The sequence below is a fragment of the Streptomyces sp. NPDC093546 genome, assembly GCF_044765045.1.
In the GTDB taxonomy this organism is placed as follows: domain Bacteria; phylum Actinomycetota; class Actinomycetes; order Streptomycetales; family Streptomycetaceae; genus Streptomyces.
Genome location: NZ_JBIWJG010000021.1, coordinates 1 through 23,774, shown reverse-complemented (window position 1 = coordinate 23,774; position 23,774 = coordinate 1). Strand labels below are relative to the sequence as shown.

The 23,774-nt window shown below is 71.1% G+C and carries 21 protein-coding genes; 5 read left to right on the top strand and 16 right to left on the bottom strand.

Going from position 1 to position 23,774, the window contains the following annotated elements; genetic code table 11:
* The first annotated feature begins 49 nt into the window (after nt 1–49).
* Nucleotides 50–1,303, top strand: a complete 1,254-nt coding sequence (locus ACIRNI_RS30360; RefSeq protein WP_403556369.1) for a DUF2637 domain-containing protein — start codon at nt 50–52, stop codon at nt 1,301–1,303.
* Between the two features lie 60 nt (nt 1,304–1,363).
* Here ACIRNI_RS30360 and lysS read toward each other — a convergent pair whose 3' ends face one another.
* Nucleotides 1,364–3,130 carry a lysine--tRNA ligase gene (lysS, locus tag ACIRNI_RS30355; RefSeq protein ID WP_403556367.1) on the bottom strand — a complete coding sequence of 589 codons (1,767 nt, stop codon included), beginning with the start codon at nt 3,128–3,130 and terminating at the stop codon, nt 1,364–1,366.
* Between the two features lie 215 nt (nt 3,131–3,345).
* On the opposite strand from lysS, the gene argS reads away from it, so the two are divergent.
* Nucleotides 3,346–5,112 (top strand): arginine--tRNA ligase, encoded by a 1,767-nt coding sequence (gene argS / locus ACIRNI_RS30350; RefSeq protein WP_403556365.1) that lies wholly within the window; start codon nt 3,346–3,348, stop codon nt 5,110–5,112.
* Between the two features lie 73 nt (nt 5,113–5,185).
* Here argS and ACIRNI_RS30345 read toward each other — a convergent pair whose 3' ends face one another.
* The 7 genes from ACIRNI_RS30345 to ACIRNI_RS30315 all read right to left on the bottom strand — a co-directional run bounded on the left by ACIRNI_RS30345 (nt 5,186) and on the right by ACIRNI_RS30315 (nt 13,241).
* Nucleotides 5,186–6,478 carry a hypothetical protein gene (locus tag ACIRNI_RS30345; RefSeq protein ID WP_403556363.1) on the bottom strand — a complete coding sequence of 431 codons (1,293 nt, stop codon included), beginning with the start codon at nt 6,476–6,478 and terminating at the stop codon, nt 5,186–5,188.
* Between the two features lie 286 nt (nt 6,479–6,764).
* Entirely contained in the window at nt 6,765–7,757 is a 993-nt protein-coding gene (gene hemB / locus ACIRNI_RS30340) for a porphobilinogen synthase (protein WP_403556361.1), read from the bottom strand.
* A 162-nt stretch (nt 7,758–7,919) separates the two neighbouring features.
* Nucleotides 7,920–9,584: a uroporphyrinogen-III synthase gene (locus ACIRNI_RS30335; protein ID WP_403556359.1), complete on the bottom strand. Its 1,665-nt coding sequence runs from the start codon at nt 9,582–9,584 to the stop codon at nt 7,920–7,922.
* Nucleotides 9,581–10,549 carry a hydroxymethylbilane synthase gene (gene hemC, locus ACIRNI_RS30330; RefSeq protein WP_403556357.1) on the bottom strand — a complete coding sequence of 323 codons (969 nt, stop codon included), beginning with the start codon at nt 10,547–10,549 and terminating at the stop codon, nt 9,581–9,583. Before hemC ends, ACIRNI_RS30335 begins: the two co-directional genes overlap by 4 nt.
* Nucleotides 10,546–11,904, bottom strand: a complete 1,359-nt coding sequence (locus ACIRNI_RS30325; RefSeq protein ID WP_403556355.1) for a glutamyl-tRNA reductase — start codon at nt 11,902–11,904, stop codon at nt 10,546–10,548. Before ACIRNI_RS30325 ends, hemC begins: the two co-directional genes overlap by 4 nt.
* Complete coding sequence (locus ACIRNI_RS30320; protein ID WP_355362697.1) at nt 11,901–12,674, bottom strand: redox-sensing transcriptional repressor Rex; 774 nt, start codon at nt 12,672–12,674, stop codon at nt 11,901–11,903. The genes ACIRNI_RS30325 and ACIRNI_RS30320 overlap by 4 nt, the downstream gene beginning before the upstream one ends.
* Nucleotides 12,675–12,962: 288 nt before the next feature.
* Complete coding sequence (locus ACIRNI_RS30315; RefSeq protein WP_361428187.1) at nt 12,963–13,241, bottom strand: glutaredoxin family protein; 279 nt, start codon at nt 13,239–13,241, stop codon at nt 12,963–12,965.
* Nucleotides 13,242–13,311: 70 nt separating this feature from the next.
* On the opposite strand from ACIRNI_RS30315, the gene ACIRNI_RS30310 reads away from it, so the two are divergent.
* The 3 genes from ACIRNI_RS30310 to ACIRNI_RS30300 all read left to right on the top strand — a co-directional run bounded on the left by ACIRNI_RS30310 (nt 13,312) and on the right by ACIRNI_RS30300 (nt 16,763).
* On the top strand, nt 13,312–14,202 hold the full coding sequence (locus tag ACIRNI_RS30310; protein ID WP_403556353.1) for an HAD family hydrolase: 891 nt from the start codon (nt 13,312–13,314) through the stop codon (nt 14,200–14,202).
* A 378-nt stretch (nt 14,203–14,580) separates the two neighbouring features.
* Nucleotides 14,581–15,360, top strand: coding sequence for an ECF subfamily RNA polymerase sigma factor, BldN family (locus tag ACIRNI_RS30305; RefSeq protein WP_355362691.1), 780 nt, complete (start codon nt 14,581–14,583; stop codon nt 15,358–15,360).
* Nucleotides 15,361–15,575: 215 nt separating this feature from the next.
* On the top strand, nt 15,576–16,763 hold the full coding sequence (locus ACIRNI_RS30300; protein WP_403556351.1) for a DUF5667 domain-containing protein: 1,188 nt from the start codon (nt 15,576–15,578) through the stop codon (nt 16,761–16,763).
* Between the two features lie 62 nt (nt 16,764–16,825).
* Here ACIRNI_RS30300 and ACIRNI_RS30295 read toward each other — a convergent pair whose 3' ends face one another.
* From ACIRNI_RS30295 to ACIRNI_RS30260, 8 genes are all read right to left on the bottom strand, one after another.
* A complete protein-coding gene (locus tag ACIRNI_RS30295) occupies nt 16,826–17,890 on the bottom strand; it encodes a lysophospholipid acyltransferase family protein (RefSeq protein ID WP_403556349.1) in 1,065 nt (354 codons plus the stop codon).
* Nucleotides 17,891–17,905: 15 nt separating this feature from the next.
* Nucleotides 17,906–18,970 carry an NAD-dependent epimerase/dehydratase family protein gene (locus ACIRNI_RS30290; protein WP_403556347.1) on the bottom strand — a complete coding sequence of 355 codons (1,065 nt, stop codon included), beginning with the start codon at nt 18,968–18,970 and terminating at the stop codon, nt 17,906–17,908.
* A gap of 172 nt (nt 18,971–19,142) precedes the next feature.
* Nucleotides 19,143–19,241 carry a 30S ribosomal protein bS22 gene (locus ACIRNI_RS30285; protein ID WP_003948845.1) on the bottom strand — a complete coding sequence of 33 codons (99 nt, stop codon included), beginning with the start codon at nt 19,239–19,241 and terminating at the stop codon, nt 19,143–19,145.
* Between the two features lie 151 nt (nt 19,242–19,392).
* Nucleotides 19,393–19,605, bottom strand: a complete 213-nt coding sequence (locus ACIRNI_RS30280) for a helix-turn-helix domain-containing protein (protein WP_064070100.1) — start codon at nt 19,603–19,605, stop codon at nt 19,393–19,395.
* Between the two features lie 127 nt (nt 19,606–19,732).
* Nucleotides 19,733–20,548: a phosphatase gene (locus ACIRNI_RS30275; protein ID WP_403556345.1), complete on the bottom strand. Its 816-nt coding sequence runs from the start codon at nt 20,546–20,548 to the stop codon at nt 19,733–19,735.
* A 90-nt stretch (nt 20,549–20,638) separates the two neighbouring features.
* Complete coding sequence (locus tag ACIRNI_RS30270; RefSeq protein WP_403556343.1) at nt 20,639–21,814, bottom strand: acetoin utilization protein AcuC; 1,176 nt, start codon at nt 21,812–21,814, stop codon at nt 20,639–20,641.
* Complete coding sequence (locus tag ACIRNI_RS30265) at nt 21,783–22,964, bottom strand: MFS transporter (RefSeq protein WP_403556341.1); 1,182 nt, start codon at nt 22,962–22,964, stop codon at nt 21,783–21,785. The genes ACIRNI_RS30270 and ACIRNI_RS30265 overlap by 32 nt, the downstream gene beginning before the upstream one ends.
* A 55-nt stretch (nt 22,965–23,019) precedes the next feature.
* On the bottom strand, nt 23,020–23,664 hold the full coding sequence (locus tag ACIRNI_RS30260) for an HAD family hydrolase (protein WP_403556339.1): 645 nt from the start codon (nt 23,662–23,664) through the stop codon (nt 23,020–23,022).
* Between the last annotated feature and the right edge of the window lie 110 nt (nt 23,665–23,774).

Genomic DNA, 23,774 nt, shown 5'->3' with positions numbered 1-23,774 from the left:
GTGTGCCAGGCTGTGCCCGCCAGATCTCGACCATGGGAGGGGATCGCGGGTGGCCGCGATGCAGCTGACACGGACGCACCGAGTGCTGATCGGTGCCGTCGTCGCCGGTGCGGTGATCATCGCCGCCATCGGTTTCGCGGGCTCGTACGCGGCGGTGCGCGAACTCGCGGTCCAGAAGGGCTTCGGCGACTTCTCGTACTTCTTCCCCATCGGCATCGACGCGGGCATCTGTGTCCTGCTCGCCCTGGACCTGCTCCTCACGTGGATCCGCATCCCGTTCCCGCTGCTGCGCCAGACGGCGTGGCTGCTGACCGCCGCGACGATCGCCTTCAACGGCGCGGCCGCCTGGCCCGACCCGCTCGGCGTGGGCATGCACGCCGTGATCCCGGTCCTCTTCGTGGTCGCGGTCGAGGCCGCGCGGCACGCGGTCGGCCGGATCGCCGACATCACGGCCGACAAGCACATGGAGGGCGTCCGCCTCACCCGCTGGCTGCTCTCGCCGGTGCCCACCTTCCGGCTCTGGCGCCGGATGAAGCTGTGGGAGCTGCGCTCGTACGAGCAGGTCATCAAGCTGGAGCAGGACCGGCTGATCTACCAGGCGCGCCTCCAGGCCCGGTTCGGCCGGGCCTGGCGCCGCAAGGCGCCGGTCGAGGCGCTGATGCCGCTGCGGCTGGCGAAGTACGGCGTGCCGCTCGCCGAGACGGCCCCGGCGGGCCTGGCGGCGGCGGGCATCGAACCGGTCCTCCTGCCGCCGCATCCGAACCCGCAGCCGGCCGCCGAGCTGCCGAAGGCGCAAGCACAGCCACAGCCGCAGCCCACGATCCCCGAGCAGCGGCAGCAGCCGCGCCTGGAGAAGGCCCCGCAGGACGACGCCCAGGCCCAGGCCCCCCAAGGCCCGGAATTCCCGGCCCAGCACCCCGATGAGCCCGAGCCGCAGCTCCAGCCCGAGCCGCAGCTCCCCGCCAACCACCACAGCCCCTGGTTCGCCGCCCCGCAGCTGCCGCCCACCGCGTACGAGGGCGGCTACGACCCGACGTACGACGCGGGCGACACCGACCTGGAAGACGTCCCGCAGGGCGAGTTCCCCGAGCCGGACTCCGAGGCGTTCCGGCAAGCCGCGTACCCGGTCTTCAAGCAGTACGTCGACGAGCACAACGACTGGCCGAGCGTCGACGTCCTCGACATACACCTCGCCGACGGCCACGGCGTCCGGCACCCCCTCAGCGCCGTCCTGCTGCGCCGCATGCTGCCCGAGTTCAAGGAGCGCTACCAGGCGGACCTGGCGTCCGAGCACATCGCGTAGACCACGGACAAGGCCCCCCACCTCCCGGTGGGGGGCCTTTCGCTCACAGGTCCTGCGTCCTCACGCGCCCAGCAGCTTGCGCACCCGGTCCGCGCCCACCGCCAGCAGCAGCGTGGGCAGCCGCGGCCCGGTGTCCCGGCTGACGAGCAGCCGGTACAGCAGCGCGAAGAAGTTGCGCTGGGCCACCTTCAGCTCCGGCGTCGGCTTCGCCTCCGGGTCCAGCCCCGCCATCACCTTCGGCACGCCGTACACCAGCGTGGTCAGCCCGTCCAGCGACCAGTGGCTGTCCAGGCCCTCCAGCAGCAGCCGCAGCGACTCGCGCCCCTCCTCGTCCAGCGAGCCGAGCAGCTCGGCGTCGGGCTCGGAGCGGACGATGGTGCGCTGGTCGGCCGGGACGTGCGTGGAGATCCAGTTCTCCGCGCGGTCCAGCCGCGGACGCACCTCGTCCAGCGAGGCCAGCGGCCGCGACGGGTCGAGCTCGCTCAGGATGCGCAGCGTCTGCTCGTCGTGCCCGGCGGTGATGTCGACGACCGAGGCGAGCGTGCGGTACGGCAGCGGGCGCGGCGTGCGCGGCAGCTCACCGGCGGCCGTGCGCACGGCCCGCGAGTGGGCGGCGGCGTCGGCCGGCAGCACGCTGCCGTCGGCGACCTTGGCCTCCAGCTTGTCCCACTCGTCGTACAGCCGCTGGATCTCCTGGTCGAAGGCGATCTTGAAAGCCTGGTTGGGCTTGCGGCGCGCGTACAGCCAGCGCAGCAGCGGCGCCTCCATGATCTTCAGGGCGTCGGCCGGGGTCGGCACGCCGCCCTTCGAGGAGGACATCTTCGCCATGCCGGAGATGCCGACGAACGCGTACATCGGACCGATCGGCTGGACGCCGTCGAAGACCTCCCGCACGATCTGCCCGCCGACCACGAAGGACGAGCCGGGCGAGGAGTGGTCGACGCCGCTGGGCTCGAAGATCACGCCCTCGTACGCCCAGCGCATCGGCCAGTCGACCTTCCAGACCAGCTTGCCGCGGTTGAACTCGCTCAGCTTCACCGTCTCCGAGAAGCCGCAGGCGCAGCCGTACGTCATCTCCGTCGACGCGTCGTCGTACGCGGTGACGGTGGTGAGGTCCTTGCCGCACTGCCCGCAGTACGGCTTGTACGGGAAGTAGCCCCCGGCGCCGCCGGAGCCGTCGTCCTCGCTCGCCGCGCCGGAGCCCTCGGCGGCCTCCAGCTCGGCCTCGTCGACCGGCTTCTGCTGCTTCTGCGGCTGCTGCTTCTGGCCCTGCTTCTTCGGCTGGCCGGTGACCTTGTCCTTGGTCCGGTAGCGGTCCAGGATCGCGTCGATCGCGGCGCGGTGCTTCATCGCGTGCAGGATCTGCTCGCGGTACACACCCGCCGTGTACTGCTCGGTCTGGCTGATGCCGTCGAACTCGACGCCCAGCTCGGCGAGCGACTCGACCATGGCGGCCTTGAAGTGCTCGGCCCAGTTCGGGTACGGGGAGCCGGCGGGGGCCGGGACCGAGGTCAGCGGCTTGCCGATGTGCTCGGCCCACGACTCGTCGACACCGGGGACACCGGCCGGCACCTTGCGGTAGCGGTCGTAGTCGTCCCACGAGATCAGGTGGCGCACCTCGTACCCCCGGCGCCGGATCTCGTCGGCGACCAGGTGCGGGGTCATGACCTCGCGGAGATTGCCCAGGTGGATGGGGCCGGACGGCGACAGGCCCGAGGCGACCACGACCGGTTTGCCAGGCGCACGTCGCTCCGACTCGGCGATGACCTCGTCCGCGAAACGGGAGACCCAGTCGGTCTCGGTGCTGCTCTGAGCCACGATCGGCACGTCCTTGAATGCTTGGGGTTTCGAAGGCTGGCGTAAGCCATTCTCCCAGACGAAAGAACTCCGTCCGAGGTTGTCCACAGCCCGCGCCCGCCGGTAGTACCGCGTGTCGAAGGCTGTGGACAGCGGTGGATAAGAGCTTGCGCACCCGTGGGACACTTGACAACCGGAATACACCCCGGAAGACAGCACAGCGATCCAGACAGAAACGGAAGCTCATGGCCTCGGTCCCTTCCCTCGCTTCGACCGTGCAGCAGCGCCTCGCGGACGCCCTTTCGGCAGCCCTGCCGGAGGCCGGCTCCCGCGACCCCCTGCTGCGACGAAGCGACCGGGCGGACTTCCAGGCCAACGGCATCCTGGCCCTGGCCAAGCAGGTCAAGGGCAACCCGCGTGAGCTGGCGACCAAGGTCGTCGAGGCGATCGACGCCAACGACGTGATCCAGGACATCGAGGTCTCGGGCCCCGGCTTCCTCAACATCACGATCACGGACAAGGCGATCGCCGAGACGCTGGCGGCCCGCGCCGCCGACGACCGCCTCGGCGTCCCGTTCCGGGACGAGCCCGGCACGACGGTCATCGACTACGCCCAGCCGAACGTGGCCAAGGAGATGCACGTCGGCCACCTGCGCTCGGCCGTCATCGGTGACGCCGTGGTCAAGATCCTGGAGTTCGCGGGCGAGAAGGTGATCCGCCGCCACCACATCGGCGACTGGGGCACCCAGTTCGGCATGCTCATCCAGTACCTGATCGAGCACCCGCACGAGCTGGACCACAAGGACGCGGCCGTCTCCGGCGAGGAGGCCATGTCCAACCTCAACCGCCTCTACAAGGCGGCCCGGGTCCTGTTCGACTCCGACGAGGAGTTCAAGGCGCGCTCGCGTGACCGGGTCGTGGCGCTCCAGTCCGGGGACGAGGAGACCCTCGCCCTGTGGCAGCGGTTCGTCGACGAGTCGAAGATCTACTTCTACTCCGTCTTCGACAAGCTGGACATGGACATCAAGGACCCGGACGTGGTCGGCGAGTCCGGGTACAACGACATGCTCGAGGAGACCTGCCGCCTGCTGGAGGAGTCCGGCGTCGCGGTCCGCTCCGAGGGCGCGCTGTGCGTGTTCTTCGACGACGTCAAGGGCCCGGACGGCAACCCCGTCCCGCTGATCGTCAAGAAGTCCAACGGCGGGTACGGCTACGCCGCCACCGACCTCTCCGCGATCCGCGACCGTGTCCAGAAGCTCGGCGCGGACACCCTGGTGTATGTCGTGGACGCCCGCCAGTCGCTGCACTTCAAGATGGTCTTCGAGACCGCGCGTCGCGCCGGCTGGCTCAACGACGAGGTGCACGCCGTCCAGCTCGCCTTCGGCACGGTCCTGGGCAAGGACGGCAAGCCGTTCAAGACCCGTGAGGGCGAGACGGTCCGGCTGGTCGACCTGCTCGACGAGGCCATCGACCGCGCCACCGCCGTGGTGCGCGAGAAGGCCGAGAAGGTGGGCCTGAGCGAGCAGGAGATCGTCGAGAACGGCCGGTACGTGGGCATCGGCGCCGTGAAGTACGCCGACCTGTCCACCTCCGCCTCCCGCGACTACAAGTTCGACCTGGACCAGATGGTGTCGCTCAACGGCGACACGTCCGTCTACCTCCAGTACGCGTACGCCCGTATCAAGTCGATCATCCGCAAGGCGGGCGACACCAAGCCGGCCGCCCACCCCGAGCTGCCGCTGGCCCCGGCCGAGCGCGCGCTGGGCCTCCACCTGGACCAGTTCGGGGAGGTCCTGTCGGAGGTGGCCGCGTCGTACGAGCCGCACAAGCTGGCGGCGTACCTGTACCAGCTGGCCTCGCACCTGACCACCTTCTACGACCAGTGCCAGGTGATCAGCGACGAGAACGCGCCGGAGGTCGTGGAGAACCGGCTCTTCCTCGTCGACCTGACCGCCCGCACCCTGCACCAGGGCATGGCGCTGCTCGGCATCCGCACGCCTGAGCGGCTCTGACCTCCACAGACCGATCGTGGCCGAAGCCCCCGCCGGTGTCCGGCGGGGGCTTCGGCACACGCCCTCACACCCCTCAGACGATCTTGTTGTAGCGCAGGGCCACGTAGTTGCCGTACGCGTGGCCGTCGATGGTGCCGCTGTCGATGTCGGCCGTCCCATAGTTCATGTCCGTGCTCGGGCTGCCCTCGGAGTAGTAGGAGAAGGTGCCGGCGGCCTTGTCCTTCCAGCCCGCGAAGAGGACGACGTGCTGGTCCTTGTAGTTGAGGATGTCGCCCGGCTGCAGGTCGCCCTTGGAGATCTGGGTGCTGACGGTGGGCAGGCTCCACGTCGTCAGCGAGTCCTGCAGGTGCCACGCCATCGAGACGAAGCCGGAGCAGTCGGGCCGGTACTTCACGTCGGTCGTCGGGCCGTACACCCATTCCGCCTGGTTGAGCGTCTGGCTGTACTGGACGTTCCGGTCGTACCAGTTCTTGGCCCGCGACATGACCTCGCTGCGCGTGATCGGGCCGTTGGCGGTGGAACTCGGCGTCACGTACGAGCAGTCGCCGCCGAAGGCGGAGAGCAGGCTCTGCGTCCAGCCGGACGCGTCCACCGGGTCGTCGGTGTGGTAGGCGATGTCGCTGCCGTCACCGTCGTACGGGGTGGCGTCGTGGTACCAGTACATGCCGCCGTTGGTACGGCCGTAGTAGAGGCCGCCGCCGGGCGAGACGAGGGAGTCGACCGCGGACCAGCCGCTCGCCTTCAGCTGGGAGCCGTTCCAGTCGCCCACGCCGTTGATCTGGTAGCCGAGCAGCCGGCCGTCGGACGTGGAGGCGATGAGCCGGTCCTTGCCGGAGGCGGCGAGCGTCTTCAGGACGAAGCCGGAGCCGATGACCTCGTGCTGGCCGATGTGGGCCGGGCCGGACGGCTTGGCCTCGGTGACGATGTAGCGGTGCAGGTCGCCGTTGACCGTGCCGTAGAGGCGCCCGGCGCCGTCGTACGTCAGCTTGTCGAAGGTCCAGCCGCCGTCCCAGATCTTGGTGACACCCGCGATGCCGAGCGAGGTGTTGTTGGTCTGGATGTCCACGCGGTACAGCTCACCGGCGGTGGAGGTGACCAGCACGGTGTTGAAGTTCAGCGTGGCCATCGCCTTCGGCGTGAAGCCCAGCCCGGCACCGATCAGGGTCTTCACCCGGTCGCCGGTGCTCGGGGCTATCGCCGTGTAGGTGAGCCGGCCGTCGGGGAGGATGCCGTAGACCGACACGTCCCCACCACAGCTGGCGGCGGCCGCGGCCGTGCCGGAGCCGACCGTGGTGACCATGCCGAGGGACATCGCGCCGATGGCGAGCGCGGCTCCCGAGCGGCGGAGGGCGTGACTGAGCTTCATGGACCGGCTCCTGCGAAGTCGTGAGGATGGGGCGCGGAGGACACACCTCGGCCCGCACCAACTGCCCAGCAAGTGCAGCTGATGTGGCTTGTTCGGGTGTGGCGCCCGGTGACATCACGTACTATCGCCGCCCGGAGAGCCGCACGGAAGAGAGATCGACTGGGCGGAACAGGCCCTGTCCTCTTGGGCCCTTGAGCCGCCCCGGCCCCATACACACGAAGATGCCACCAACCCCCCATCCTGCTCGGGAGGTTGGCGGCATCACGCCATAACGGGTCCGCTCGGCCTACCGGAGCCGCTGCGCGACCTCCGTCGCCCAGTAGGTGAGGATCATCTGCGCACCCGCCCGCCGGATACCGGTGAGGGTCTCCAGGATCGCCTTGTCGCGGTCGATCCAGCCCTTCTCCGCGGCCGCCTCGACCATCGCGTACTCACCGCTGATCTGGTACGCCGCGACCGGCACGTCCACCGCGTCCGCCACCTTGGCGAGGATGTCCAGGTACGGCCCGGCCGGCTTGACCATCACCATGTCGGCGCCCTCCTCGAGGTCGAGCGCCAGCTCCCGCATCGACTCGCGTACGTTCGCCGGGTCCTGCTGGTACGTCTTGCGGTCGCCGCGCAGCGACGAGCCGACGGCCTCCCGGAAGGGTCCGTAGAAGGCCGACGAGTACTTCGCGGTGTACGCGAGGATCCCCACGTCCTCCTTGCCGATGGTGTCCAGCGCGTCGCGGATCACCCCGACCTGACCGTCCATCATCCCGCTGGGGCCCACCACATGGACGCCCGCGTCCGCCTGGACCTGCGCCATCTCGGCGTACCGCTCCAGCGTGGCGTCGTTGTCGACGCGCCCCTCCGCGTCCAGCACCCCGCAGTGGCCGTGGTCGGTGTACTCGTCCAGGCACAGGTCCGACATGATCACCAGGTCGTCTCCGACCTCGGCGCGCACGTCACGGATGGCGACCTGGAGAATGCCGTCCGGATCGGTCCCGGCCGTACCCAGGCCGTCCTTCTTGGAGTCCTCCGGCACGCCGAACAGCATGATCCCGGAGACCCCGGCCGCGACCGCCTCCACGGCGGCCTTCCGCAGCGTGTCCCGCGTGTGCTGGACGACCCCGGGCATGGCCGAGATCGGCACCGGCTCGGAGACGCCCTCGCGCACGAACGCGGGCAGGATCAGATCGGCCGGATGCAGCCGCGTCTCCGCGACCATCCGCCGCATGACGGGAGTCGTCCGCAGCCGCCGCGGCCGCGCACCGGGAAAGGATCCGTACACAGTCATGCGTCCACGCTACGCCCGCACCGGGAGCGCTTTTGCCGACAGCCCGCCGGTCGCGCGCCCCCTCGACCCGACGGCAGCCCCGACGGCCCCGCAACGCCGACGGCCGGGCCCGCCCCCTTCCAAGGGGCGCACCCGGCCGCAGAGCCGTACGTCAAGGAACAGCTAGGTCGTCCGGCGCCGCCGCGCCCCCGGCCGCCGCTCGCTGGGGCGTGTGACCGGGTCGCCGGCCTCCAGCGCCGCCTGCCGGCGCCGTACGCCGAACTCCGCCAGCGCCTCCGCCAGCTTGTGCACCGACGGCTCCGGAGCCAGGACGTCCACGCGCAGCCCGTGCTCCTCCGCGGTCTTCGCGGTCGCCGGGCCGATGCAGGCGATCACCGTCACGTTGTGCGGCTTGCCCGCGATGCCGACCAGGTTCCGCACGGTCGACGACGACGTGAACAGCACCGCGTCGAAGCCACCGCCCTTGATCGCCTCGCGCGTCTCGGCCGGCGGCGGCGACGCGCGCACCGTCCGGTACGCGGTCACGTCGTCGACCTCCCAGCCGAGCTCGATGAGCCCGGCCACCAGCGTCTCGGTGGCGATATCGGCGCGCGGCAGGAAGACGCGGTCGATCGGGTCGAAGACCGGGTCGTACGGCGGCCAGTCCTCCAGCAGCCCGGCCGCGGACTGCTCGCCGCTCGGCACCAGGTCCGGCTTCACACCGAACTCCACCAGCGCCTTCGCCGTCTGCTCGCCCACCGCCGCGACCTTGATCCCGGCGAAGGCGCGGGCGTCGAGCCCGTACTCCTCGAACTTCTCCCGCACCGCCTTGACGGCGTTGACGGAGGTGAAGGCGATCCACTCGTAGCGGCCCGTGACGAGCCCCTTGACCGCGCGCTCCATCTGCTGCGGGGTGCGCGGCGGCTCCACGGCTATGGTCGGGACCTCGCTCGGCACCGCGCCGTAGGACCGCAGCTGCTCGGAGAGCGACGCCGCCTGCTCCTTCGTCCGCGGTATGAGCACCTTCCAGCCGAAGAGCGGCTTCGACTCGAACCACGCCAGCTGGTCGCGCTGGGCGGCGGAGCTGCGCTCGCCGACCACGGCCACGACGGGCTGCCCGCCGTCCGGCGACGGCAGCACCTTCGCCTGCTTGAGCACCTGCGCGATCGAGCCCAGCGTCGCCGTCCACGTCCGCTGCCGCGTGGTCGTACCGGCGATGGTGACGGTGAGCGGGGTGTCGGGCTTACGGCCCGCCGACACCAGCTCACCGGCGGCGGCCGCCACGGAGTCGAGCGTCGTCGACACGACCACCGTCCCGTCGCTGGCGCCCACCTCCGTCCAGCACCGGTCGCCCGCGGTGCGCGCGTCGACGAACCGCACGTCCGCGCCCTCGGCGTCACGCAGCGGCACACCGGCGTACGCCGGCACACCCACCGCCGTGGCGACGCCCGGCACGACCTCGAAGGGGATGCCCTCGGCGGCGCACGCGAGCATCTCCGCGCCCGCGTTGCCGTCGAGCCCGGGGTCACCGCTCACGGCACGGACGACCCGCTTGCCGCCCCGCGCGGCCTCCATGACAAGATTGGTCGCATCCCTCAACACGGGGACACCGGCGGGCATTGACGCATCGTCAACAACCGCCAGCTCTGGCGTGCTCACGCCCGCCCGGGCATGGCCGCGTACGACATCGAGCACATCCGGCTCCGCGATGAGTACGTCAGCACCCGCCAGCGCCTCGACGGCGCGCAGTGTCAGCAGCCCCGGATCCCCGGGTCCGGCGCCCAGGAAGGTGACGTGCCCGCACGCGGAGAACGCCGAAGAAACCTTGGATGCAGCGGTGGGGCTCAAAGTGCTCGCTCCCCCATAAGACCGGCCGCACCCTTGGCGAGCATCTCGGACGCGAGTTCGCGACCGAGCGCGACGGCGTCGCCGTGCGACGTGGGTACGGGACCGGTGGTGGACAACTGCACCAGCGTGGAGCCGTCGGTCGTGCCGACGACGCCCCGCAGGCGCATCTCATGAACAACCTGCCCATCGGCCAGCAGGTCGGCCAGCGCACCCACGGGTGCGGAGCAGCCGGCCTCCAGGGCGGCGAGCAGGGACCGCTCGGCGGTCACGGCGGCCCGGGTGTGCGGGTCGTCGAGCCCGGCGAGCGCGGCGGCGAGGTCGGTGTCGGCCGCCGTGCACTCGATCGCCAGCGCCCCCTGACCGGGAGCGGGCAGAACGGTGTCGACCGACAGGAAGTCGGTCACTTCGTCGATACGCCCGATGCGGTTCAGCCCGGCCGCGGCGAGAACCACCGCGTCCAGCTCACCGCTCCGCACGTAGCCGATGCGCGTGTCGACGTTCCCCCGGATCGCGACGCACTCGATGTCCATGCCGTGGGCGCGCGCGTACGCGTTGAGCTGCGCCATGCGCCGCGGCGAACCGGTGCCCACGCGGGCCCCGGCCGGCAGCTGCTCGAACCGCAGCCCGTCCCGGGCGACCAGCACGTCACGCGGGTCCTCGCGGAGCGGGATCGCGGCGAGCACCAGGTCGTCCGGCTGCGCGGTCGGCAGGTCCTTCAGCGAGTGCACGGCGAAGTCCACGTCCCCGGCGACCAGCGCCTCGCGCAGGGCCGTGACGAAGACGCCCGTCCCGCCGATCTGCGCCAGGTTCTCGCGGGAGGTGTCGCCGTACGTGGTGATCTCCACGAGCTCCACGGGACGCCCGGTCAGCTGCCGTACCGCCTCCGCGACCTGCCCGGACTGAGCCATGGCGAGCTTGCTGCGCCTGGTCCCCAGCCTCAGTGCCCTCTGGGCCCTCTCGGTCATACTCGCCCTCGGTTCTTGAGATCGGCGTCGTTCACGTCGGCCCGGCTGACGGAGGCGACCGCCTCCGGGTCGAGGTCGAAGAGTGTGCGCAGCGCGTCCGCGTACCCGGCGCCGCCGGGCTCGCTGGCGAGCTGCTTGACCCGTACAGTCGGCGCGTGGAGCAGCTTGTCCACGACACGGCGCACGGTCTGGGTGATCTCGGCGCGCTGCTTCTCGTCGAGACCGGGCAGCCGCCCCTCCAGCCGGGCCATCTCCCCGGCCACCACGTCGGCGGCCATGGTGCGCAGGGCCACGACGGTCGGGGTGATGTGCGCGGCGCGCTGAGCGGCGCCGAAGGCGGCGACCTCGTCGGAGACGATGCCCCGCACCTGGTCCACGTCGGCGGCCATCGGCGCGTCCGCCGACGCCTCGGCGAGCGACTCGATGTCGACCAGCCGGACGCCCACGAGCCGGTGCACGGCGGCGTCGATGTCACGCGGCATGGCCAGGTCGAGCAGCGCGAGCGGCGCGCCCGTACGCCCGGCCACGGCGGACTCGACGGCCGCCCCGGTCAGGACGAGACCGGTGGCTCCGGTGCAGGACACGACGACGTCGGCACGTGTCAGTTCGTCGCCGATGGCGGCCATGGCCACGGCACGCGCGGCCACGCCCGTGCCCCCGGGCTCGGTGAGGATCTGTACGAGCCGCTCGGCGCGCTCCGGCGTCCGGTTGGCGACGACGACCTCGTCGACACCGGCCCGCGCGAGCGTGGCGGCGGCGAGCGAGGACATCGAACCGGCGCCGATGACCAGCGCCCGCTTGCCCTTGGCCCAGGTGTCCACCGGGGTGCCGGCCGCCAGCTGCTCGAGGCCGAAGGTGACGAGCGACTGCCCCGCCCGGTCGATGCCGGTCTCGCTGTGCGCCCGCTTGCCGACCCGCAGCGCCTGCTGGAACAGGTCGTTCAGCAGCCGTCCGGCGGTGTGCAGCTCCTGGCCGCGCGCGAGGGCGTCCTTGATCTGGCCGAGGATCTGCCCCTCGCCGACGACCATGGAGTCCAGCCCGCACGCCACCGAGAAGAGGTGGTGGACGGCCCGGTCCTCGTAGTGCACGTACAGATACGGAGTGAGCTCCTCCAGCCCCACCCCGCTGTGCTGGGCGAGCAGCGTGGACAGCTCGGCGACGCCCGCGTGGAACTTGTCCACGTCGGCGTAGAGCTCGATGCGGTTGCAGGTGGCCAGGACGGCGGCCTCGACGGCCGGCTCGGCGGCGAGGGTGTCCTGGAGCAGCTTGGTCTGCGTGTCGGGGGCCAGGGCGGCCCGCTCCAGCACGCTGACGGGCGCGCTGCGGTGGCTGAGTCCGACGACGAGGAGGCTCATGCCGGCATCACGGCGGGCATGTCCCCGTCAGGTCCCTTGCGTCCGTCGGCCTGGACGGTGGCACCGGCGGCGCCGCGCACCACGGGGGGCACGGGCGCGCCCGGCTCCTCGCCGGCCTTGCGCTGCTCGTGGAAGGCGAGGATCTGCAGCTCGATGGAGAGGTCCACCTTGCGCACGTCCACGCCGTCGGGCACCGACAGCACGGTCGGCGCGAAGTTCAGGATGGAGGTCACCCCGGCCGCGACGAGCCGGTCGCAGACCTGCTGGGCCGCTCCGGCGGGCGTCGCGATGACACCGATCGACACGCCGTTCTCGTCGACGATCTTCTCCAGGTCGTCGATGTGCTGCACCGCGATGCCCGCGACCGGCTTGCCCACCATGGCCGGGTCGGCGTCGATCAGCGCGGCGACGCGGAAGCCGCGGGAGGCGAAGCCGCCGTAGTTGGCGAGGGCGGCGCCGAGGTTACCGATACCGACCATGACGATCGGCCAGTCCTGGGTGAGCCCGAGCTCGCGTGAGATCTGGTAGACGAGGTACTCGACGTCGTAGCCGACGCCGCGCGTCCCGTACGAACCGAGGTAGGAGAAGTCCTTGCGCAGCTTCGCGGAATTGACCCCCGCCGCCGCCGCGAGCTCCTCGGAGGAGACCGTCGGTACGGAGCGCTCCGACAGTGCGGTGAGCGCCCGCAGATACAGCGGAAGCCTGGCGACGGTGGCCTCGGGGATTCCTCGGCTACGGGTCGCCGGTCGGTGTGTTCGGCCAGTTGCCACGGTGCTCCTGCGGGATGAGCGGGGCTGCAGGCGGCCATGCGTACCGAGGCCGCCCCGTCGACAGCAGGCTATGTCTTTGTGAACGCGTGCACAAAGATGGTGTCCCTTTTGTCCGGCCAAAGTGACCGGGGTCACGCGATCCGATCGCGCCGCCCCGGAACCGAGGCCGCGCTCAGCCCGTTGGGAACACGAAGGGGGCAAGACGGTTCACACTCCTCACGGCTCCGCCCCCGAAACCCAACAAAACGCACACGATGGTAACCGCCCTTTCCGGTCACCCCCCGCGCTTCACCCTCCGAGCTCGCGCCGCAGCCGCGCCGCGTCCACCTTCCAGAAGGTGTGCTGCTCCCCGTCCACCAGCACCACCGGGATCTGCTCCCAGTAGGCGCGGTGGAGCTCCTCGTCCTGAAGGATGTCCTTCTCCTCCCACACCGCGCCGGTCTCGGCGCAGACCCGCTCGATCACCGCCCGCGCGTCATCGCACAGATGACACCCGGGCTTCCCGATCAGCGTCACCGTCCGCGGACCGCCGGCCTTCTTCGTACGTCGCCCGAACATGCCCCCCATTCTCCTTCCGTTCACACCGCCGCCGCCCCACAAGGCGGGAAGGACCGAACACAGTGGCTATGCTCACGACATGGCCGCACTGGGATGGCTCACCCCTCGCAGGCGCTCCGCCACCGCGCGCAGTGTGCTGGCAGGCGAAGCGTCGGCCGAGGCCGCCCGTAAGACCTCACAGGAGTTCCCCGTCCACGGGGACGAGCACGCGGCGGCCTTCTTCGACCTCGACAACACCGTGATGCAGGGCGCCGCCCTCTTCCACTTCGGCCGGGGCCTGTACAAGCGCAAGTTCTTCCAGCGCCGCGAACTGGCCCGGTTCGCCTGGCAGCAGGCGTGGTTCCGGCTCGCCGGGGTCGAGGACCCCGAGCACATGCAGGACGCCCGCGACAGCGCGCTGTCCATCGTCAAGGGCCACCGCGTCTCCGAGCTGATGACCATCGGCGAGGAGATCTACGACGAGTACATGGCCGACCGCATCTGGCCGGGCACCCGCGCCCTGGCCCAGGCGCACCTCGACGCCGGCCAGAAGGTCTGGCTGGTCACGGCCGCCCCCGTCGAGACCGCGACGATCATCGCCCGCCGGCTGGGACTGACCGGCGCGCTCGGCACGGTCGCCGAGTCCGTCGACGGCGTCTACACCGGCAAGCTCGTCGGCGAGCCCCTCCACGGCCCCGCCAAGGCGGAGGCCGTCCGCGCCCTGGCCGCCGCGGAGGGCCTGGACCTCTCGCGCTGCGCCGCGTACAGCGACAGCCACAACGACATCCCGATGCTCTCGCTGGTCGGGCACCCGTACGCGATCAACCCCGACACGAAACTGCGCAGGTACGCGCGCGAGCGCGAATGGCGCCTGCGCGACTACCGCACGGGCCGCAAGGCCGCGAAGGTCGGCATCCCGGCGGCCGCCGGCGTCGGCGCCCTCGCCGGCGGCACCGCCGCCGCGGTGGCCCTGAGCCGCCGCCGCCGCTGAGCCGCTGCCGGCTGAGCCTCCGCCGCCGATCCGTTCCCCCAGCACCGGCCCCGCCCCCGGGGCCGGGCGAGTCGCGGCCAAACCGGGGTCTTACCCGCGCCATCCCCGCCCCAGTCCCCCGCCCCCGCACTCGACCACAACACACCCCCACCCACCCACATCCGAAACTCAACCGATCAATTAGCGGTCACGAAGTGCGACTCGATCAGCCGCCGAGTCGCCACAGAAGCGACTGAATCGATGATTTGAGCAACTCGGTGTAGCGCTCCCTGCACGAAGCGTTATTCTCCTCAGACGCATACGGAACCCTCACACGTCGCTACGACGGGTGAACGGTCCCGCACTGCACGTGATGGAAGCTCTGCCTCTGGGAGTCCCGTGTACCCACACGTCGGGGTTGACGCCTCGGGCCTGGCTACGCTCCGCGCAACGGTCCTCGACCACTTGCGCGGCTTCGTCCCCACCGCGTACGCCGTCCCCGCCTTCGCCGCACCGGCACCCGCCGGCCCCTGCTATGCCCTCGCCGACGGCGGTGCCGCCGTCGGCAGACGGGGTGGCCGGGGCGGAGCGGGCACCTCGACCACCGCGCGCCGGCCCACCGCCGACAGCGACAGCGCCCGCATGATGGACCTGGTCGAGCGCGCCCAGGCCGGGGAGGCCGAGGCCTTCGGTCGCCTGTACGACCAGTACAGCGACACCGTCTACCGATACATCTACTACCGCGTCGGCGGAAAGGCGACGGCCGAGGACCTGACCAGCGAGACGTTCCTCCGCGCCCTGCGCCGCATCTCCACCTTCACCTGGCAGGGGCGCGACTTCGGTGCCTGGCTGGTCACTATCGCGCGCAATCTGGTCGCGGACCACTTCAAGTCGAGCCGATTCAGGCTCGAAGTGACCACAGGCGAAATGCTCGACGCCAACGAGGTCGAGCGCAGCCCGGAGGACTCCGTCCTGGAGTCCCTCTCCAACGCCGCACTCCTGGAGGCCGTCCGCAAGCTCAACCCCCAGCAGCAGGAGTGCGTCACCCTGCGCTTCCTCCAGGGCCTGTCGGTCGCCGAGACGGCGCGCGCGATGGGCAAGAACGAAGGCGCGATCAAGACCCTTCAGTACCGGGCGGTGCGCACCCTTGCGCGCCTGCTCCCCGACGACGCCCGCTGACCCGTACGGCACCCTCCGTGACGACGCGACGACGCACTGGTCGGATCATCCTTCGTCCGTAACCCAGGTGCCGCGACGCTCGTTGTGCGGGATGCAGGCTCCCTGTGGACACACCATGACCGCATCCACTCACTCGTTCGTGTGGATGTACTCAAGGTGTGCAACTTCCCGCCCTTCCTGGGAGTCGACCGTGATGACGAGAGGAGGTGCCGCCAGTGATCGCGAACGTATCGGCGCACCGGCGGGCGAACGCCTTCGCCCAGGCCCTGGAAGATCAGGCGGCCGAGCAGCCCGACGCGTCGGCCGAACCGACCGAGCGGGGTCGGCTGTTGGCCCTGGCGAACGGTCTCGGCAATCTGCCGAAGCCGGAGTTGGACCCCGAAGTCAAAACCGTGCAGCGAGCCCAGCTGGTCGCCGCCATGGAGGCGATGGTCGCCGAGGGGGGTGCGTCCGCGGGCCCTACCGTGCCGGAGCAGCGGACGTCGTCGGGGCGGGGGGCTCACCGGGCCACCGCGCTCCGGAAGTTGCGCCCGCGCTCCCGCTGGTCGAAGGGGCTCGCCGCCGGCGGCCTCACGGTCGGGGTGGCCGCGGGGGCCTTCAGCGGAGTGGCCGCTGCCAGTTCCGACGCCCTCCCGGGTGATTCGCTGTACGGGCTGAAGCGTGGCATGGAAGACCTCAAGCTCGGCCTCGCCGACGACGAGGCCGACCGCGGCGAGCTCTACCTGGACCAGGCGTCCAATCGCCTCAGCGAGGCCCGCCGCCTCATGGAACGGGGCCGCTCCGGCGCCCTGGACCACGAGTCGCTGAACGAGATCCGCCGCGCCCTCAACGGCATGCAGCACGACGCCGCCGAGGGCCACCGCCTGCTGCGCATCGCGTACGAACGGGACGGCGCCATCGCCCCGATGGCCACGCTCAACTCGTTCGCCCGCAGCCACCGCGAGGCGTGGAACGGCCTGCGCGACCGGCTTCCTCCCCAGCTCACCGACGTCCGTGACCAGGTGAGTTCGGTCTTCGCCGCCATAGACGAAGAGGTCGGCCCGCTGCAGTCCAAGCTGCCGCGTGCCCCGGAGGAGAAGGACGGCCGCAGCCCCTCCGGCACCGACAGCGGCCCGCAGGACTCGACCGGCTCCGGCAGCCCGTCGTACGAGTCCCCGTCCGCGCCGGAATCCCGCCCCTCGGACAGCCCCGCCAAGCCGGGCCCGTCGGGCTCCGGCTCGGGCTCCGCCCAGGACGACGGCCTGCTCGGCGGCAACACCGGCGGGCTCCTGGAGCCCGACCCGACGACACCGCCACCCGACTCGGGCCAGGAGCCTCCCGCACCGGCTCCCGACGTCACGATCCCCCCGCTGCTGCCCGGCATCCTCCCGGGCCTCGGCATCAACGAGGAGGACGCGCGGTAGGACGAAGGTGGGCGCCTTCCCTCACGGAAGGCGCCCACCTTCGTACGCGGCACTGGAAGACCTCAGAAGAACACCGAGCGCCGCTGCACCAGCAGCTTGTACAGCGTGTGCTGGATCTGCTCCCGCACCTGGTCCGTCAGGTTGAACATCAGCATCGGGTCCTCCGCAGCCTCCGGCGGGTACCCGTCCGTCGGGATCGGCTCGCCGAACTGGATCGTCCACTTCGTCGGCAGCGGCAGCGCACCCAGCGGCCCCAGCCAGGGGAACGTCGGCGTGAGCGGGAAGTACGGGAAGCCGAGCAGCCGCGCGAGCGTCTTCGCGTTGCCGACCATCGGGTAGATCTCCTCCGCGCCCACGATCGAGCACGGCACGATCGGCACCCCGGCCCGCAGCGCCGTCGACACGAAGCCGCCCCGCCCGAACCGCTGCAGCTTGTACCGCTCGCCGAAGGGCTTCCCGATGCCCTTGAAGCCCTCCGGCATCACCCCGACGACCTCGCCGCGCCGCAGCAGCCGCTCGGCGTCCTCCGCGCACGCCAGCGTGTGCCCGGCCTTCCGGGCCAGCTCGTTCACGACCGGCAGCACGAACACCAGGTCGGCGGCGAGCAGCCGCAGATGGCGCCCGGCCGGATGGTGGTCGTGGACGGCGACCTGCATCATCAGCCCGTCCAGCGGAAGCACCCCCGAATGGTTCGCCACCACCAGGGCGCCGCCGTCCGACGGGATGTTCTCCACGCCCTTCACCTCGACGCGGAAGTACTTCTCGTACAGCGGCCGGAGAAGCGACATCAGGACCTGGTCCGTCAGCTCCTCGTCGAAGCCGAACTCGTCGACCTCGTACTCCCCGGTGACGCGCCGGCGCAGGAAGGCCAGCCCGCCCGCGAGCCGCCGCTCCCAGGCGCTCCCCGCGCTCTCCGCGCCCTCTGGAGGCCCAGCGGCACCGATCGCCTCGGAGGCCGCCTCGCCGGCTTCCTCGGGCTCGTACGAGCCCGGCAGCGGGCTCACCGGGGCCGTCTCGCCCCTCCGCCGGGCACCACCGCCCAGCGGCGGCCGGCGGCGCGCCGGCCGGGGGGCCGCGCCCGTGCGCGACCGGTCGTCGTCGAACGGAATGACCTTGGCGTCCGCCATCGTTGCTCGCGCTCCTTATTCGGCTTCGGCGCTTGTCGTCGTCTTCGCACCGCCCAGCAGCGGCGACGCGGCGATCCGGTCGACCGCCCCGGCCACGGCCTCCGGCGGCAGCAGTCCCGGGCCGCGGCTGCGCGCGAAGTCCGCGAAGGCCTGCGCGGTGGTGTACGCGGGCTCGAACCCGAGCGTCTCGCGCATCTGCACCGTACTGACCACCCTGCCGTGCGTCAGCAGGCGGATCTGCTCCGGTGAGAAGTCCGTCACACCCACCGTACGCAGCGCCGTACCGACCCACCTGACGGCCGGCAGCAGCACCGGCACGGTGGGCCGCCCCAGCCGCCGAGAGCACTGAGAGAGCGTCAGCACGCCGTCACCGGCGATGTTGAACGTGCCGCTGTTCAGCGTGGCCCGCCGCGGCTCGTGCGAGGCGATCCGCAGGACGTCGATGACGTCCTCCTCGTGGACGAACTGGAGCCTCGGGTCGTACCCGAAGACCGTGGGCAGGACGGGCAGCGAGAAGTACTCGGCGAGCGGCGAGTCCGCGCCGGGCCCCAAGATGTTCGCGAAGCGCAGCACGCACACCGCCACGTCCGGCCGCCGCCGCGCGAAGCCGCGCACGTACCCCTCGACCTCGACGACGTCCTTGGCGAAGCCTCCGCTCGGGAGCGACTTCGGCGGCGTCGTCTCGGTGAAGACCGCCGGGTCGCGGGGCGCCGAGCCGTACACGCTCGTGCTGGACTTCACCACCAGCCGGCGGATCGTCGGCGACTTCTGGCACGCGCCGAGCAGCTGCATCGTGCCGATGACGTTGGTCTCCTTGACCGCCGTCCGGCCGCCGCTGCCCAGCGGTCTGCCCGTGACGTCCAGATGGACGACGGTGTCCACGGCATGCTCGGCCAGTACGCGCCCGATGCCGGGCTGCCGGATGTCGGCGCGGACGAACTCCGCCGCGCCCAGCCGGTGCGCCGGATCCTCGACGTCGACGCCGATGACCCGGTCCACTTCGGGGTCCTGCTGGATGCGCCGTACGAAGCGGCCGCCGAGCTTCCGGGCCACCCCGGTGACGAGCACGACCTTCCCCAAGATCAGCGCCTTCCGTTCGGTCCTGTTCGCCTACGCGCCACCGTAGCGTTTCACCCTCACGGTGTGACGACCGCCGCACGCACACCCGTCGCACACCCGTACCGCGCAAACACCGCGGCCCTCCCACCGGAACCGGTGGGAGGGCCGCGAATGCCGCACGTACAGCCGTCGCTTACTTCTTGTTGCGACGCTGAACGCGGGTGCGCTTGAGCAGCTTGCGGTGCTTCTTCTTGGCCATCCGCTTACGCCGCTTCTTGATAACAGAGCCCACGACTACCCTCGCTCACTTCTCGGAACACCCCCGCGCCAGCGGGGATCTCGGTGCGGGGCGTCTGGGCCCACACGACCTACGTCGGCCTAGCCTACCCGGCCGAGCACCGAGCTTGTAATCCGAGGGCTCGTGTAACCCCCCTCGCGCCCCGCTACGCGGTCTCCACCCCCACGAAAGACTCTCGCAGGTACTCGTGAACCGCTTGCTCCGGCACCCGGAAAGACCTGCCCACCCGGATGGCCGGCAGATGACCGCTGTGCACCAAGCGGTACACGGTCATCTTCGACACTCGCATCACCGAGGCGACTTCCGCCACGGTCAGGAACTTGACCTCGTTGAGAGGCCTTTCGCCAGCAGCAGCCATGACCCACCTGTACCTTCCGCACACGACGCCCACCGGCTTCCCCTCCGGTGACTCTTCGTCGTTGTGCGCTCACTCCCCAGAGTAGGGGCGGGTGATGCGAGTGGGGAAGAGGAGCTCCATCGGCCGCCTACTGTGACAGACACGCCCGATTGAGTACATAGCGAGTAAGCGGCCGGTAGTAAGCGGACCGCACAGCGTCATCGAGCGGCACGGCCACGGACACCCGTCCCTCCGCTTCTCCGACGAACAGCGCGGGGTCGTCCGTATCGGCCAGGCCGATGGCCTCAAAACCCAGCTGACCTGCTCCGCAGACCCATCCGTGGTCCCCGACGACGAGCTCCGGCAGCCCCTCTCGACCCTCCGCCGCGGCCTCCAGAGCGACCCTGACGGGGAGGGGGGAGTGCGTGTGCGCGCCGGTCTCACAACCGGCGCCTTCGGCCCCGGGTTCCCGCACCAGCGCGACACCCCGTACGTAGTCCACGGTGTACGTACGTACGCCAAACCGGGTCGTTATGTCGACACATCGCCCCTGCGCGGGTGTGAGAACGGTGCATCCCGCCGCCGACAAAGCGTCTGCCAACGCGGCGTAGAACCCCAGCAGACGATGGGGGTGCCCGGTCCCGAACAGCACCGCGCCCCGCCGGAAGGCCACCTCCGCGAGCCGCGCCGCGAACGCGTCCAGCGCGCTCAGCGTCCGCTCCGGGTCGATGACGTCGCACCCGGACCGGTGCGCCGGGTCCCCGGAGACCCCGCACCGGTCCGCCATGAGCCGCAGCACCTCGCGTTCGCTCCACCCGCCGTCGGGGTCGAGCCCGAGCGTCACCCGGGGATCCCGGACCGCGAACAGCCGATAGTTGCGCAGGCTGCGCTCCCGCGTGGTGGCCACCGTCCCGGCCAGACCCGAAGCCACCAGATGCGCCCGGAGCGCCTCGACACTCAGCACCTTCCCGATGCTGCCGCACCCCGGCCGCCCGGGCGCCGAAACGCACACGGGCTCCCACCGTTGGCGTAACCCCGCCAGGCCGAGGCGCTCCTACGCCAGCAGGCCCCGCAGCGGGAACACCGCACGCCGCGTCGCCAGGACCGCCTGGTCGAGCCGGTCCGCGGGGTCGTACCCCTCCTCCCAGGGGCGCCACTCCACCGGCCACCGCCCGTCCGTCATCCGCCCCGGCGCCAACTGCCGCGTCCGCGCGTACACCTCGTCCCGCCACGACGACGGAATGACCGACTCCGGCTCCACCGGCGCCCCCGCCGCGATCCCCACCAGGTGCGTCCACGACCGCGGCACCACGTCCACCACCGCGTAACCGCCCCCGCCGAGCGCGACCCACCGCCCCCCGGCGTACGCGTGCGCCAGGTCGTGGCAGGCCACCTGCACCGCCCGCTGCGCGTCCAGGGACACCGCCAGGTGCGCCAGCGGGTCCTCGAAGTGCGTATCGGCCCCGTGCTGCGTCACCAGCACCTGCGGCCGGAACTCCGCCAGCAGCTCCGGCACCACCGCGTGGAACGCCCGCAGCCACCCCGCGTCGCCGGTCCCGGCCGGCAGCGCCACATTGACCGCGCTGCCCTCCGCCTCACCCGTCCCGCCCGTCTCCTCAGACCATCCGGTCCCGGGAAACAGCGTCCGCGGATGCTCGTGCAGCGACACCGTGAGCACCCGGGGGTCGTCCCAGAAGGCCGCCTGCACGCCGTCGCCGTGGTGGACGTCGACGTCCACGTACGCGACGCGCTCCGCGCCCAGCTCCAGCAGCCGGGCGATCGCCAGCGAGGCGTCGTTGTAGATGCAGAAGCCCGCCGCCGAGCCCGGCATCGCGTGGTGCAGGCCGCCCGCGAAGTTCACCGCGTGCGCGGCCTCGCCCCGCCACACCGCCTCCGCCGCGCCCACCGACTGGCCGGCGATCAGCGCCGACGCCTCGTGCATCCCGGCGAACGCCGGATCGTCCATGGTGCCCAGCCCGTACGCCTGATCCGCCGCCTTCGGGTCCGCCGACGCCGCCCGTACGGCCGCCACGTAGTCCTCACGGTGCACCAGTCGCAGCGTCGAGTCCCCGGCCGGCTTGGCCGCCACCACGTCCACCGCACGGTCCAGGCCGTACGCCCGCACCAGGCCCATGGTCAGCGCGAGCCGCACCGGATCCATCGGGTGGCTCGGACCGAAGTCGTAACGAGTTACTGCGTCATCCCACATCAACAGTGCGCGGCCGCTCATGCCCGCCACCGTATCGGTCCCGTTCAATCCCGAACGACCGGGCATACCGGAGCGTCACCAGCACCAACACCATCGGCACCGCCATCGCGCCGCGGTAGCTCCAGGCCTCGCCCAGCGCCCCGACCAACGGCGAACCGACCAGGAACCCCACGTAGTTGAAGACGTTGAGCCGCGCCACCTCCGCATCCCCCCGCGCGGCCGCGAACGTCTGCGGCACCACGACACTCAGCCCGAGCCCCAGCACCGTGAACCCGGCCACCCCGGCCCACGCCCCCGGCGCCCCCGCCACCACCCCGAAGCCGACCGCCGCGAGCAGCGCACCACCCCGCACGACGGCCACGGCCCCGAACCGCCGCACCCCGAAGTCCCCCACCGCCCGCCCGAGCAGCGTCGTGACCATGTAGGCGTTGTACGGAACCGTCGCCAGCTCCTCCGAACCACCCAGCACATCCGTCAGGTACTTTGCGCTCCAGTTCGACACCGTCGCGTCACCGATGTACGCGAACGTCATCACCAGGCACAGCGGCACCAGAAGCCCCGCCGACCGCCCTGTGGAGCCGCCACCGGCCGGCTCACGCTCCCCGTCCACGTACCACCGGCTCGCCGCCAGCGCCGCGGGCAGCAGCACCGCCACGACGGCCCCGTACGACAGCACCAACTCCATCCCCCAGCGCACCGAGGCCCACGCGAGCGACGCCCCGGCGATCCCCCCGAGGCTGTACGCCGCGTGGAAGCCGAGCATGATGCTGCGCCCGTACGCGCGCTGGAGGCTGACGCCGAGCATGTTCATGCACGCGTCCAACGCCCCGACCGCCAGCCCGAACACCCCGAGCGCGACGGCGACGTGCCCCATCCGGTCCCCGGCCCCGACCCCGAGGAGCGACAGCAGCACCGCCGGCTGCACCCACCGCAGCACGGCGGCCGGCGTCGCCACGCGCCGGACCAGCATCCCGGTGACCACGCTCCCCACGCCGGCGAGGACGGGGACGGCCGCCAGGAAGAGCGGAAGCAGGGCATCGGATATCCCGTACCGGTCCTGGATGGCGGGGATACGCGTCACGAGCAGCGCGAAGGTCACTCCCTGCACGAAGAAGCAGACCGCGAGCGCGCCACGCCCACGCCGTAACCGCGTCGATCCCCTGTCCACCATGGCGGCACAGCCTAGGGCGCCCCCTTACCGCTGGGTAGATCGCTCACACGAGCAGTCACACGAGGAGCCCGGGCAGCCGGCTCATGTCGTCGAAGCAGCCCTTCACCCCGGCCAGCCGCTCCGCCGGGGTCATGGCGGTGAACCCGTATACGTCCATCCCGGCCGCGAGGGCCGCCTGCACTCCGAGCGGGCTGTCCTCGACCACGACGCACCGCTCCGGGGCGACCCCCATCCGCTCGGCGGCGTACAGGAAGAGGTCCGGCGCCGGCTTGCCCTGTCCCACGTCCTGCGCGCTGAAGACGGTGTCCTCCGGGAACCACAGGTCCAGCCCCGTCTTCCGGTGCCCCACACGGATCCGCTCATGGCTCCCGGACGACGCGACGCAGTACCGCACCCCGTCCGCCACGAGCTTCCCCAGCACCTCCGTCACCCCGGCGACCGCCTCCAACTCGCGCTCGAACGCCGCGAAGACGCGTGCGTGCAAGGTCTCGTCGAACTCCTCCGGCAGCCGCTGTCCGGTCCGCTCCAGGATCACGTCGTGGACGCGGTGCACAGCGGCCCCCATGTAGTCCCTGAGCGAGTCCTCGTACGAGGTCGGGTGACCGAGCTCGGTCAGGTAGCCGGCGAGGATGGTGTTGGAGAGGTACTCACTGTCGACGAGCACACCGTCGTTGTCGAAGATGACCAATTCATAGCGCATGGAGCAACCTTAGAAGGGTCGTGAACGCAGAAAAGCCCCGCACCATAACGGTGCGGGGCTTCCCCACAATAATTGTTCGGCGGCGTCCTACTCTCCCACAGGGTCCCCCC